The sequence below is a fragment of the Pseudomonas sp. KCJK9000 genome (assembly GCF_046230725.1).
In the GTDB taxonomy this organism is placed as follows: Bacteria; Pseudomonadota; Gammaproteobacteria; order Pseudomonadales; family Pseudomonadaceae; genus Aquipseudomonas; species Aquipseudomonas promysalinigenes.
The window spans coordinates 95,771-108,526 of record NZ_JBJJLN010000002.1 but is presented as its reverse complement, the minus strand read 5'-3'; the positions used below and the strand labels follow the sequence as shown (position 1 = coordinate 108,526).

Below are 12,756 nucleotides of genomic sequence, written 5' to 3'. Positions count from 1 at the left end.
GGCTACCGCCACAAGGCAAAAAAACACATACTAGCCATGTCCTGAACACATGGCTCAGCGCGATGAAACGCCTACCTCCCCTGCCAGCGCTTTACACCTTTCTGGTCACGGCGCAGCATTGCAATTTCACCCGCGCTGCACAGCAGCTGCACATCACCCAGGGCGCCGTCAGCCGTCAGATTGCCGGGCTCGAAGAGCATCTGGGTTATGCCTTGTTTCAGCGCCAGGCCCGCGGCCTGAGCCTGACCCGCGAGGGCCAGGATTGGTTGCCTCGGGTACAACAGGTCTTTGGCCTGATCGAACAGGGCGTGCGCGAGGTTGGCGGGCGCAATGCCACCTTGCAGCTCAAGGCCCCAACCTGCGTGATGCGCTGGCTGCTGCCACGGCTGATGGAGTGGCAGGCGCTGAGGCCTGATGTGCCAGTGGAGCTGACCACCACAGTGCAGCATGGGGTGGACTTTCGCCGTGAGGGCTTCGATGCGGCTGTGGTCTATGGCGATGCACCCAACCATGGGCTGCGAGTGCGCAAGCTGTTCGACGAACAACTGACGCCTGTCTGCGCGCCTTCGCTGCTGGAGGGGCCAGTTGCGCTGCGAGAGGTCCGGGACTTGGCGCAGCACATGTTGCTGCACCCCTCCCGAGATGAACATGACTGGCGGCTATGGCTTCAGGCTGCGGGGGTGGACTTGGACACCCCGGGGCGCAAGCAGCATTTTGAAACGCTGGACATGGCGATGGCCATGGCCTCGCAAGGCACAGGTGTGGCCATCGGCGACTGGGCGCTGATCGGCGATGACTTGCGTAGCGGCAGGCTGTGCATGCCGTTCGCGCTCAAGGTGCGTACCGGCAAAGGGTATTACCTGGCGAGCCAGGCCAAGAGCCTGCCGCCGGGGCTGGTAGAACTCATGGACTGGCTGGAGCAGCAGGCCAGCCCATGAGCGGCAGGCGGATTAACAACCTTGGCTGGCCTGGGTCACTGCGCCCCTGCCCATCGGCACGCGCCTGAGCGGCGCGCAATCACCACTTCATTTCACCTTTGGCGACCTTGGCGCTGAGTTCCAGCGAACTTTCATCGGCAAGCTTGGGGTAGCGTTGCTTCATCGCTTGGATGAGTGCGCCACTGTTTGTCGCTTCGCTGGTTTCGGCATCGAAGGCACGAATGTAATCGGCCGTAAAACGCACTGCGTCGAGGGAGTGGTTGCTCTGGCCCAGGTAGTGCCCCGGCACAACCGTACGAGGTGCCAAGGCCTGGATCCTGGCCAGCGTACCAAGCCAATCAGCATGGGACTTGGCTGTCTGGGTGTCAGCCATCCACACATGGATGTTCTGCGAAACCACGACACCGCCAACCACTGCCTTGATCGAGGGAATCCAGACAAAGCTGCGCTCAGGCTGCGGCCCGTCCAGGCCCACGACCTCCAGCGCTCGGCCTTCGAGCATCAGGCGCTGGCCCTTGAGTGCCTGGGGCAACACCAGCTGCGCCGGTTTATCGGCACCCATTAGCGGCCCCCAATACGCAAGTTTGGCATCCATGGTCTGGCGGATGTGAGCCAGCGTTTCTGCCGAGGCCAACACCTTGGCTTTGGGGAAAGCTCGGGTCACGGTATCCAGGCCGAAGTAGTAATCCGGGTCGCCATGGCTGATATAGATAGTGGTCAGGCGCTTGCCGCTGGCACGCAGGCGCTGCACCAATTGCTCGGCCTGAGCCTTGCCGAACTGGGCATCGATGAGGATGGCGTCTTTATTTCCACTAACGATCACCGAGCTGACCGGAAAAATTGCCTGTTCACCTGGGTTGTAGACATCCAGGTGCAAAGGCATTGCGCCAAGCGCGGGTCCGGCCAAGGCAACACATGCCAGTAAAAGGCCACGCAAAGGTGTAAGCAACGACATCGATAAGCCCTGTGATAGGAAAGATGGCTGCCAGCTTAGTTGCCCAATCCATCACAAAAAATGCGATGCTCGAACATAGTTTGTTTCTGAAATCGAGCAAATCATGGACCGTCTCAACGCCATGCGCGTTTTCGTCACCGTCGTCGACTTGGGTAGCCAGTCCGCCGCAGCGGATCACCTGCAGCTGTCGCGACCGGTGGTATCGCGCTACCTGGCCGAGCTTGAGCACTGGGTAGGCGCACGCTTGATGCAGCGCACTACACGCAAGCTCAGCCTCACGGCCGCCGGTGAACAGACCCTGCCCCGCTGCCGTCAGTTGCTGGAGCTGGCCGGCGACCTTCAAGCTGCCGTGCAACAACCCAACGATGCGCCCAGGGGCGCACTGCGCATCAGCGTCAGTACATCGTTTGGCCAGGCCCAGCTGGCACCGGCAATCGCTGACTACGTGCGGCGCTACCCTGCAGTAAAGGTCGAGCTGCAGATGCTCGATCGCACGGTCAACCTGGTGGATGAGCGCATTGACCTGGCGATCCGCACCAGCAATGACCTGGATCCGAACTTGATCGCCAGGCGCTTGACCCTGTGCCGCTCGGTCATCTGCGCAGCACCAGCCTACCTGCGTGAGCACGGCACGCCGCTGCGGGTCGAGCAACTGAGCCAGCATAATTGCCTGACCCACGCCTATTTCGGCCACAGCCTTTGGCATTTCGAGGTAGAAGGACAACAGGTCGCCGTCCCGGTGCAAGGCAATATCAGCGCCAACGAGAGCATGACATTGCAGGGGGCGGCTCTGGCCGGCGCTGGCATCGCCATGCTGCCGACCTACCAGGCAGCCGATGCCCTGCGCAGCGGCGCATTGCTGCGCCTGATCCCCGAGGCTAAGCCACAGGCGTTGAACCTGAATGCGGTCTACACCTCCCGCAAGCACATGCCTGCCACGCTGCGCAGCATGCTGGATTTCCTGGCGCACCGGTTCAAGGACGAACCGCCATGGGACAGCGATCTGTATTGACTATGCTTGAAGGTGTCAGTGCCGCGCCAAACAGGAGGTGCGTTACATGGGCATCAAATCCAAACGAGTCGCCATGACCATGGCCTTGATCGCTGTCGCCGCGTTGTACGGTTCGGCCTGTTGGCGCGCCGAGCTGTTACGCAGCCAGCCCAGTGCAGCGCACCGTTGCGAGCAGGAGCACTGCGTGCCCCATACCGCAACCTTGAGTGCCGTGCGTTAGCTGAGCGGCACCACGCCGATCACTCCTCGACGCTCATGTACTCCTTGGCCCAACGGATGTAGTCCTCGGGCTGGGTATAGGTATGCGAAAGCTCGGTAGCGTTGAGGTTTTCGGACTTGTTCTGTTGACCGCGCTGCAGGCGCAGGCAGTCGTAGGTCGCCTTGATCGCTGCGAAGTAGGCGGCATGGCCATCTACCACGATCCGCACCCCCAGGCGCGCAAGGCGTTCATCGTCACGCAGGTTGGGGTTGGCGTAAGTCACCAGCATCAACGGCACGCTAAGGTGCTCGGCAATCTGCTCCAGGTGCTCGAAATCCTTCACCCCGACCATGCAGATGCCATCGGCACCCGCCTTCTGGTAGCTCTGAGTGCGGACAATGATTTCCTCGGTGCTGAGCACGCCTGCATTGGTGCGGGCGATGATCGACAGCGACGAGTCGACACGCGCCTCCAGTGCCGCGCGAATCTTGCCCACGCCTTCTTCAACCGAAATCAGGTCGGTGGACTTACGCCCGAACTGGGCGGGCAAGAGGGTGTCTTCAATGGTCAGCGCAGCCACGCCAGCGCGCTCGAGCTCTACCACCGTGCGCATCACATTGAGCGCATTGCCATAACCGTGGTCGGCATCGGCGAGCACCGGCAACTGCGCCACTCGGCCAATGCGCGTGGCCTGCTCGACGAACTCACTCAAGGTAATCAAGGCAAAGTCAGGTGCGGCCAGCACCTGCAAAGAGGCCACCGAACCACCGAGGATGCCGACTTCGAAACCCAGGTCGGCAGCGATACGTGCCGACATCGGGTCGAACACCGAAGCGGTGTGGTAGCAGGAACCTGAAGCGAGCAGCTCGCGGAAGGCAAAACGCAGATCTTGGTGGGAAGCCTTGGGCATGATCACTCCGCTTATATCTGTAGAAATTGAACGGTTGCTACCGACCCCTGAATCGGGTCTACCTGCCCTGTTCCAACCGTCGCCATCTGGGCGGTTATGCTCGACATGCAGGCAGAGGAATAAAAGGTGTGGAGACAGCGGCTTGCGAACACTGCGGCAAATTGCTGCACCAACCTGGTGCGGGCCGCGGGTTATAGCCTCTGTGGCATACCAACGATATCACGCGGCCATGCAGCGCTGGATGAATGCGCCAATGCCGATCTTGCATAGGCGATGCAGATAGTACATAGGAAGCTACCTAACTCAGGTTACAATCCGGCTATTCGCGCTGCTCTACAACACAAGGTGCCCCCGTGACCGCCGCCCTGCCCCCGACCGTTCTGCGCAACGTGCTGACTGCCTTGATGCTGGCGATTTTCCTCGGCGCCCTGGACCAGACCATCGTCGCGGTCTCGATGCCGGCCATATCAGCTCAATTCGACGACTTCGGCTTGTTGGCCTGGGTCATCTCCGGCTACATGGTGGCGATGACCATTGCCGTGCCCATCTACGGCAAGCTTGGCGACCTCTATGGCCGTCGGCGCATGATCCTCACCGGTATCAGCCTGTTCACCCTGGCCTCGATAGGCTGCGCCCTGGCCCAGAACATGCCGCAACTGGTCATGGCGCGCGTGCTGCAGGGCATAGGCGCCGGCGGCATGGTGTCGGTGAGCCAGGCGATCATTGGTGATTTCGTGCCGCCGCGTGAGCGTGGGCGCTACCAAGGCTACTTCAGCAGCATGTACGCCGTGGCCAGCGTAGCTGGACCAGTGCTCGGCGGCTGGCTGACCGAATACCTGTCCTGGCGCTGGGTGTTCTGGATCAATCTGCCGCTGGGCCTGGTGGCGCTTTGGGCGATCCATCGCGCCCTGGCTGGCATGCCGGTGCAGCATCGCCAAGCTCGGGTCGACTATCTAGGCGCCGCGCTATTGATTATTGGCCTGGGCAGCCTGCTGCTGGGCATCACCCTGGTCGGCCAGGGCCAACCCTGGACCGCGCCCTCGGTGCTGGCCTTGTTCGCCTGCGCAGTATTCGGCCTGGCGTTGTTCATTGGCCACGAGCGCCGCTGCCCGGAACCGTTACTGCCAATGGGCCTGTTCGGTAACCGGGTGGCGGTGCTGTGCTGGGCGGTGATCTTCTGCGCCAGTTTTCATTCGATTTCGTTGACCATGTTGATGCCGCTGCGCTTTCAGGGCATCACCGGCGCCGGTGCCGATAGCGCCGCCTTGCATCTGTTGCCATTGGCAATGGGGCTGCCCATAGGCGCGTTTACCGGTGGTCGCATGACCAGCCGTACCGGCCGCTTCAAACCGCAAATTCTGGCAGGCGCACTGTTGATGCCCATGGCGATCTGCGCAATGGCCATCACCCCACCACAATCGGCCATGCTCGGCGGTCTGTTCATGCTGCTGACTGGCATCGCCTGTGGCCTGCAGTTCCCGACGTCGCTGGTGGGTACACAGAGCGCCGTGGACAGCAGGGATATCGGGGTTGCCACCAGCACCACCAACCTATTCCGTTCGTTGGGAGGCGCCATGGGCGTGGCGTGCATGTCCAGCCTGCTGCTGACGCTGCTGCATCATGATGGCTTCGAGTTGCTGGGTAACCCGCTGCTAGGCAGCCTCAAGGCCGGGCAGGCGGACCCTGATACGCAAATGAGGCTGCTGGCAACGTTCCGCCATGTGTTGCTGGGCAGTGCGGGCATCGCGCTGCTGGGGTTGCTGGCGGCACTGGCCCTGCCTGATCGGCAGTTGCGTGGGCGCTGAAGGTGCGTGGGTTAATCCCCCGTTAATACAGTCGGGAAACACTTCCTCACAATCCTTAACAAAGTGTCATTTGCGCAGCGCCGGGCTCAAGCGCAGCATATCCAGCCCGGTGTCGACCCATTTTTCCGCATCGCGCAACAGATCGAAACTGTCCGGCAGCAGGAGCCAGCGCCCGATCAGCCCATCGATATAGGCGAACAAGGCAACGGCCGCGCGCTCGATATCCAGATCGCTGGGCAACTGGCCACGACGCACGGCGTTGGCGAAGGCCAGCTTGATGCCTACGTGGCAATCCAGCACCGCACCTTGGCGCTGCTGGCGAATTTCACACATTTGGTCGGTGAACTCGCATTTGTGATGCAGGATCTCATTGATACGTCGGGTACGGGCGTCCAGCACCAGTTCGGTGAGTACTTGCAACAGCAGCTTGCGCATGCAGCCAAGCGGGTCCAGTTCGTCTTCGCTTTCACTGGCCCGCGCCAGGTGGTCATGGGTTTCGTGCAGGCTGTCGAGCAGCGCCTGCACAAGCTCCGCCTTGTTGTTGAAATGCCAGTAGATCGCCCCTCGGGTCACACCCGCCAGCTCGGCGATGTCGGCCAGGGTGGTTCGCGCGATTCCGCGCTTGTAGAAAGCCTTCTCCGCGGCTTCGATGATCTGGGCGCGGGTTTCCTGGGCTTCTTCTTTGGTTCGACGGACCATGGCAGTGCAACCTCATCTGGGGCCGGCTGCACTGGCAGACGGGTAAACCGCCGAGGGCACCTCTGCAGGGTGCCTCACGGATGAACTAATCAAGGGCTACGGTAGTAGCTAAGTACTACCAGCAGTATTTACAAACAACCGTGAATGTAAGTATATTCGTTAGTAAGCTATTTATCCACCGGATAGTTTTTTTCTGACAAGACTCTTCCATTACTCTTGAGCGTCTCCCTGCTCTAGCGACCCGAGGATCCTCATGCAATTCAAGCCAGCCGTTACCGCTCTGGTTTCCGCCGTCGCCCTGGCAACCCTGCTAAGTGGCTGCAAGAAAGAAGAAGCCGCGCCTGCAGCGCAGGCTCCTCAGGTCGGCGTAGTAACCATTCAACCGCAACCCTTCACCCTGACCTCGGAACTGCCAGGCCGCACCAGCGCCTTCCGCATCGCCGAAGTGCGCCCACAGGTCAACGGCATCATCCTCAAGCGCCTGTTCAAAGAAGGCAGCGACGTCAAAGAAGGCCAACAGCTTTATCAGATCGACCCTGCCGTGTACGAAGCCACCCTGGCCAACGCTCAGGCCAATCTGCAAGCGACCAAATCGCTGGCCGAACGCTATAAGCAACTGGTGAGCGAGCAGGCGGTGTCGAAACAAGAGTTCGACGATGCCAATGCCAAACGATTGCAGGCCGAAGCGTCGCTGAAAAGTGCCCAGATCGACCTGCGCTACACCAAGGTCCTCGCCCCGATCAGCGGCCGGATCGGCCGGTCCTCGGTCACCGAAGGCGCACTGGTGAACAATGGCCAGACCAACGCCATGGCCACCATCCAGCAGCTGGACCCGATCTACGTGGACGTCACCCAGTCCACCGCCGAGCTGCTCAAGCTGCGCCGCGACCTGGAAAGCGGCCAGCTACAAAAGGCCGGCAACAACGCCGCCTCGGTGCAGTTGGTGCTTGAAGACGGCAGCCTCTACAAGCAGGAAGGCCGCTTGGAGTTCTCTGAAGTCGCAGTCGATGAGACCACCGGCTCGGTGACCCTGCGTGCGCTGTTCCCCAACCCTGATCACACTCTGCTGCCAGGTATGTTCGTGCACGCACGGCTCAAGGCCGGGGTCAACGCCAATGCCATCCTGGCCCCACAACAGGGCGTAACGCGTGACCTCAAAGGCGCGCCGACCGCACTGGTTGTCAACCAGGAAAACAAGGTGGAACTGCGCCAGCTCAAGGCTAGCCGTACGTTGGGTAGCGACTGGCTGATCGAGGAAGGCTTGAATCCCGGCGACCGCCTGATTACCGAAGGCCTGCAATATGTACGCCCAGGCGTCGAGGTCAAGGTCAGCGATGCCACCAACGTCAAGAAGCCGCAAAGCCCTGATCAGGCCAACGCGGCGAAAGCAGACGCCAAAGCGGAGTAAACCATGTCGAAGTTCTTTATCGATCGCCCGATCTTCGCCTGGGTGATCGCCTTGGTGATCATGCTGGTCGGCGCCCTGTCAATCCTGAAGCTGCCGATCAATCAGTACCCAAGCATCGCACCGCCGGCCATCGCCATCGCCGTGACCTACCCGGGCGCCTCGGCGCAGACGGTGCAGGACACCGTGGTGCAGGTCATCGAACAGCAGCTCAACGGCATCGACAACCTGCGATATGTATCGTCGGAAAGTAACTCCGACGGCAGCATGACCATCACCGCGACCTTCGAGCAGGGCACCAACGCCGATACCGCCCAGGTGCAGGTACAGAACAAGCTGAACCTGGCCACCCCACTGCTGCCGCAGGAAGTGCAGCAGCAAGGCATTCGGGTCACCAAGGCGGTCAAGAACTTCCTGATGGTGATTGGCCTGGTGTCCGAAGATGGCAGCATGACCAAGGACGACCTGGCCAACTACATCGTCTCCAACATGCAGGACCCGATTTCGCGGACTGCCGGCGTGGGCGACTTCCAGGTGTTCGGCGCGCAATACGCCATGCGGATCTGGCTCGATCCGGCCAAGCTGAACAAGTTCCAGCTCACCCCGGTGGATGTCAAAACCGCAGTGGCCGCACAGAACGTGCAAGTATCCTCCGGCCAGCTCGGCGGCCTGCCGGCCGTGCCAGGTACCCAGCTTAACGCGACGATCATCGGCAAGACCCGCCTGCAGACTGCCGAGCAGTTCGAGAAGATTCTGCTCAAGGTCAACAGCGATGGTTCCCAGGTACGCCTGGGTGATGTCGCCCAGGTTGGCCTGGGTGGCGAAAACTACGCCGTCAGTGCGCAGTTCAACGGCAAGCCTGCCTCGGGCCTGGCGGTCAAGCTGGCAACCGGTGCCAACGCGCTGGACACCGCCAAAGCCCTGCGCCAGACCATCGCCGATCTGGAGCCGTTCTTCCCGCCTGGGGTGAAGGCCGTATTCCCCTATGACACCACCCCAGTGGTCACCGAATCGATCAGCGGCGTGATTCACACCCTGATCGAAGCTGTGGTCCTGGTGTTCTTGGTGATGTACCTGTTCCTGCAGAATTTCCGCGCCACCATCATCACCACCATGACGGTCCCGGTGGTATTGCTGGGCACCTTCGGCATCCTTGCCGCAGCGGGCTTCAGTATCAACACCCTGACCATGTTCGCCATGGTTCTGGCCATCGGCTTGTTGGTGGACGACGCCATCGTCGTGGTGGAGAACGTCGAGCGGGTGATGTCCGAGGAAGGCTTGCCGCCCAAGGAAGCAACTAAGCGTTCGATGCAGCAGATCCAGGGCGCCCTGGTGGGTATCGCCTTGGTGCTGTCGGCGGTACTGCTGCCCATGGCGTTCTTCGGTGGCTCTACTGGCGTCATCTACCGGCAGTTCTCCATCACCATCGTCTCGGCCATGGGCCTTTCGGTGCTGGTGGCGTTGATCTTCACACCAGCCCTTTGCGCCACCATGCTCAAGCCGCTGAAAAAGGGTGAGCACCACACGGCCAAAGGCGGTTTCTTCGGCTGGTTCAACCGCAACTTCGACCGCAGCGTCAACGGCTACGAACGCAGCGTGGGCGGTATCCTGCGCAACAAGGTGCCGTTCCTGCTGGCCTACGCGTTGATTGTGGTCGGTATGATCTGGCTGTTCTCGCGCATCCCTACCGCGTTCCTGCCAGAGGAAGACCAGGGCGTGCTGTTTGCCCAGGTGCAAACACCCGCAGGCTCCAGTGCCGAACGCACTCAGGCGGTGGTCGACCAGATGCGCGAATACCTGCTCAAGGACGAATCCGACACCGTGTCCTCGGTATTTACCGTCAACGGTTTCAACTTCGCCGGCCGTGGGCAGAGCTCGGGCATGGCCTTCATCATGCTCAAGCCCTGGGGCGAACGTTCCCAGGAGAACAGCGTGTTCGCCTTGGCCCAACGCGCCCAGCAGCACTTCTTCACCTTCCGTGATGCAATGGTATTCGCCTTCGCCCCGCCTGCCGTTCTGGAGCTGGGTAACGCGACAGGCTTCGACGTTTTCCTTCAGGACCGTGGTGGTGTCGGGCATGCCAAGCTGATGGAAGCGCGTAACCAGTTCCTGGCAAAAGCTTCGCAAAGCAAGGTCCTGAGTGGCGTGCGGCCTAACGGCTTGAACGATGAGCCGCAGTATCAGCTGATCATCGATGACGAACGTGCCAGCGCCTTGGGCGTGACCATCTCCGATATCAACAACACCCTGTCGATTGCCCTGGGTGCCAGTTACGTCAACGACTTCATCGACCGTGGCCGGGTCAAGAAGGTGTACATCCAGGGTGAAGCCAACTCGCGGATGAGCCCGGAAGACTTGCAGAAGTGGTACGTGCGCAATGGCGCAGGCGAGATGGTGCCGTTCTCCTCCTTTGCCAAGGGCGAGTGGACCTACGGTTCGCCAAAACTGTCGCGTTACAACGGCGTCGAGGCGATGGAGATTCTCGGTGCCCCGGCGCCGGGTTACAGCACCGGTGAAGCCATGGCCGAGGTCGAACGCATCGCCGGTGAATTGCCAGCAGGTGTCGGCTACTCCTGGACCGGCATGTCCTACGAGGAAAAACTCTCCGGCTCGCAGATGCCGGCGCTGTTCGCCCTTTCAGTACTGTTCGTGTTCCTCTGCCTGGCAGCGCTGTATGAAAGCTGGTCCATTCCGATCGCCGTCGTGCTGGTGGTCCCACTGGGTATCATCGGTGCGCTGATCGCTACCAGCCTGCGCGGCCTCTCCAACGATGTGTACTTCCTGGTCGGCCTGCTGACCACCATCGGCCTTGCGGCGAAGAACGCGATCCTGATCGTGGAATTCGCCAAAGAACTGCACGAGCAGGGTCGCAGCCTGTACGACGCGGCTATCGAAGCATGCCGCATGCGTCTGCGCCCGATCATCATGACCTCGCTGGCGTTCATCCTTGGCGTGGTACCGTTGACCATCGCCAGCGGCGCAGGCGCCGGCAGCCAGCATGCCATCGGTACCGGTGTGATCGGCGGCATGATCAGTGCGACCCTCCTGGCCATCTTCTGGGTACCGCTATTCTTCGTCACAGTGTCGTCACTGTTCGGCAGCAAAGAGCCGGAAAAAGACGTCACCCCTGAAACTCCACGTTATGAGGCTGGGCAATGACCAAGTCTTTATTGTCCCTGGCGGTAACCGCTTTCATTCTCGGCGGCTGCTCGCTGATCCCTGACTACCAGACCCCTGAGTCCCCGGTGCCTGCGCAGTGGCCGCAAGGCCCGGCGTATTCGCCGGCCGAGTCGGCCGACGTCGCCGCTGCAGAACAAGGCTGGCGTCAATTCTTCAATGACCCGGCCTTGCAGCAGTTGATCCAGACCTCCCTGGAAAACAACCGCGACCTGCGTGTGGCGGCCTTGAACATCGACGCTTACCGAGCCCAGTACCGCATCCAGCGCGCTGACTTGTTCCCGGCGGTGTCGGCCAATGCCAGTGGTACCCGCCAGCGTGTGCCGGCCAACATGTCGACCACTGGCGAGTCGAACATCACCAGCCAGTACTCGGCCACCCTCGGTGTCAGCGCCTACGAGCTTGACCTGTTCGGCCGCGTACGCAGCCTGACCGAGCAAGCTCTGGAAACCTACCTGTCCAGTGAACAGGCACGTCGCTCAACGCAGATCGCCCTGGTGGCCAGCGTTGCCAATGCGTACTACACCTGGCAGGCCGACCAGGCCCTGTTCAAGCTGACCCAGGAGACGCTGAAAACCTACGAGGAAAGCTACAACCTGACTCGCCGCAGCAACGAGGTCGGCGTGGCGTCGGCGCTCGACCTGAGCCAGGCACGTACCGCCGTCGAAGGGGCCCGAGTCAAGTATTCGCAGTATCAGCGCCTGATCGCTCAGGACACCAACAGCCTTGCGGTACTGCTGGGAACCAGCATTCCGGCCAACCTGCCACAGCCGCTGAAACTCGATGCCGATCAATTGGCAGAAGTCCCGGCGGGCCTGCCGTCAGAACTGCTCCAGCGTCGCCCGGACATCCAGGAAGCCGAGCATTTGCTCAAGGCCGCCAATGCCAACATTGGTGCAGCCCGTGCTGCATTCTTCCCCAGCATCAGCCTGACCGCCAATGCCGGCAGCCTCAGCCCTGACCTGGGCCACCTGTTCTCCGGCGGCCAGGGCACTTGGCTGTTCCAGCCGCAGATCAACCTGCCGATCTTCAACGCAGGCAGTCTCAAAGCGAGCCTGGACTACTCGAAGATCCAGAAGGACATCAACGTCGCCAAGTACGAAAAGACCGTTCAGACTGCCTTCCAGGAAGTGTCCGACGGCCTGGCGGCACGCAAGACCTTCGAAGAGCAGTTACAGGCTCAGCGCGATCTGGTCCAGGCCAACCAGGACTACTACCGCCTTGCCGAGCGCCGTTACCGTATCGGTATCGACAGCAACCTGACCTTCCTCGACGCCCAGCGCAACCTGTTCAGCGCCCAGCAGGCGTTGATCACCGATCGTCTTGCGCAGCTGACCAGCGAGGTCAACCTGTACAAAGCCCTCGGCGGTGGTTGGTACGAGCGAACCGGTCAAGCCAACCAACAGGCTTCGGCGACTACCCCCAAAGGCTGATTTTCTGGCAGCCCACCCTAGCCCAGCCTCGTGCTGGGCTTTTTATTGGGTGAAATTAACCAGCTGGAACATAGCGTTCGATTATCGCCCTAAACCGTTTGCGGCGAATTGCCTCACCCCCACAGTGCCCCGCAACATTCTCCACGCAATGCTGTATCCGTTCATCAAGAAGACCGCAGCTGCAGCCAGCCCTGCACAAGAACGGTTCGACCATAACAACAAG

At 61.0% G+C, this 12,756-nt stretch carries 10 protein-coding genes; 7 read left to right on the top strand and 3 right to left on the bottom strand.

The window, feature by feature from the left end:
* Nucleotides 1–62: 62 nt before the first annotated feature.
* Nucleotides 63–938: a LysR substrate-binding domain-containing protein gene (locus ACK59H_RS01755; protein WP_060478049.1), complete on the top strand. Its 876-nt coding sequence runs from the start codon at nt 63–65 to the stop codon at nt 936–938.
* Nucleotides 939–1,017: 79 nt separating this feature from the next.
* Here ACK59H_RS01755 and ACK59H_RS01750 read toward each other — a convergent pair whose 3' ends face one another.
* The gene (locus ACK59H_RS01750; RefSeq protein WP_060478050.1) at nt 1,018–1,893 is read right to left on the bottom strand and encodes an MBL fold metallo-hydrolase; all 876 of its coding nucleotides are present in this window, start codon (nt 1,891–1,893) and stop codon (nt 1,018–1,020) included.
* Nucleotides 1,894–1,996: 103 nt separating this feature from the next.
* Between ACK59H_RS01750 and ACK59H_RS01745 the strand changes: the two genes are divergently transcribed.
* Together ACK59H_RS01745 and ACK59H_RS01740 are read left to right on the top strand one after the other, a co-directional pair.
* Entirely contained in the window at nt 1,997–2,905 is a 909-nt protein-coding gene (locus tag ACK59H_RS01745; RefSeq protein WP_409264192.1) for a LysR family transcriptional regulator, read from the top strand.
* 46 nt (nt 2,906–2,951) lie between these two features.
* Entirely contained in the window at nt 2,952–3,125 is a 174-nt protein-coding gene (locus ACK59H_RS01740) for a hypothetical protein (RefSeq protein WP_186477538.1), read from the top strand.
* A 19-nt stretch (nt 3,126–3,144) separates the two neighbouring features.
* On the opposite strand, the gene ACK59H_RS01735 is transcribed toward ACK59H_RS01740, so the two are convergent.
* Entirely contained in the window at nt 3,145–4,014 is an 870-nt protein-coding gene (locus tag ACK59H_RS01735) for an oxaloacetate decarboxylase (RefSeq protein ID WP_060478052.1), read from the bottom strand.
* 353 nt (nt 4,015–4,367) lie between these two features.
* On the opposite strand from ACK59H_RS01735, the gene ACK59H_RS01730 reads away from it, so the two are divergent.
* Entirely contained in the window at nt 4,368–5,819 is a 1,452-nt protein-coding gene (locus ACK59H_RS01730; RefSeq protein ID WP_060478053.1) for an MDR family MFS transporter, read from the top strand.
* Between the two features lie 66 nt (nt 5,820–5,885).
* Here ACK59H_RS01730 and ACK59H_RS01725 read toward each other — a convergent pair whose 3' ends face one another.
* On the bottom strand, nt 5,886–6,518 hold the full coding sequence (locus ACK59H_RS01725) for a TetR family transcriptional regulator (protein WP_060478054.1): 633 nt from the start codon (nt 6,516–6,518) through the stop codon (nt 5,886–5,888).
* Between the two features lie 253 nt (nt 6,519–6,771).
* Here ACK59H_RS01725 and ttgA point away from each other — a divergent pair, with 253 nt between their 5' ends.
* The 3 genes from ttgA to ACK59H_RS01710 are packed head-to-tail and all read left to right on the top strand — an operon-like array spanning nt 6,772 to nt 12,533.
* Complete coding sequence (ttgA, locus tag ACK59H_RS01720; RefSeq protein WP_060478055.1) at nt 6,772–7,926, top strand: toluene efflux RND transporter periplasmic adaptor subunit TtgA; 1,155 nt, start codon at nt 6,772–6,774, stop codon at nt 7,924–7,926.
* A gap of 3 nt (nt 7,927–7,929) precedes the next feature.
* Entirely contained in the window at nt 7,930–11,082 is a 3,153-nt protein-coding gene (gene ttgB / locus ACK59H_RS01715; protein ID WP_060478056.1) for a multidrug efflux RND transporter permease subunit TtgB, read from the top strand.
* Nucleotides 11,079–12,533 (top strand): AdeC/AdeK/OprM family multidrug efflux complex outer membrane factor, encoded by a 1,455-nt coding sequence (locus tag ACK59H_RS01710; RefSeq protein ID WP_060478057.1) that lies wholly within the window; start codon nt 11,079–11,081, stop codon nt 12,531–12,533. Before ttgB ends, ACK59H_RS01710 begins: the two co-directional genes overlap by 4 nt.
* Nucleotides 12,534–12,756: the final 223 nt, after the last annotated feature.

Bases quoted from the DNA above. Each gene is read 5' to 3' on its own strand.
- ACK59H_RS01755 (WP_060478049.1), top strand. From the start codon at position 63: ATGAAACGCCTACCTCCCCTGCCAGCGCTTTACACCTTTCTGGTCACG.
- ACK59H_RS01750 (WP_060478050.1), bottom strand. From the start codon at position 1,893: ATGTCGTTGCTTACACCTTTGCGTGGCCTTTTACTGGCATGTGTTGCC.
- ACK59H_RS01745 (WP_409264192.1), top strand. From the start codon at position 1,997: ATGGACCGTCTCAACGCCATGCGCGTTTTCGTCACCGTCGTCGACTTG.
- ACK59H_RS01740 (WP_186477538.1), top strand. From the start codon at position 2,952: ATGGGCATCAAATCCAAACGAGTCGCCATGACCATGGCCTTGATCGCT.
- ACK59H_RS01735 (WP_060478052.1), bottom strand. From the start codon at position 4,014: ATGCCCAAGGCTTCCCACCAAGATCTGCGTTTTGCCTTCCGCGAGCTG.
- ACK59H_RS01725 (WP_060478054.1), bottom strand. From the start codon at position 6,518: ATGGTCCGTCGAACCAAAGAAGAAGCCCAGGAAACCCGCGCCCAGATC.
- ttgA (WP_060478055.1), top strand. From the start codon at position 6,772: ATGCAATTCAAGCCAGCCGTTACCGCTCTGGTTTCCGCCGTCGCCCTG.
- ttgB (WP_060478056.1), top strand. From the start codon at position 7,930: ATGTCGAAGTTCTTTATCGATCGCCCGATCTTCGCCTGGGTGATCGCC.
- ACK59H_RS01710 (WP_060478057.1), top strand. From the start codon at position 11,079: ATGACCAAGTCTTTATTGTCCCTGGCGGTAACCGCTTTCATTCTCGGC.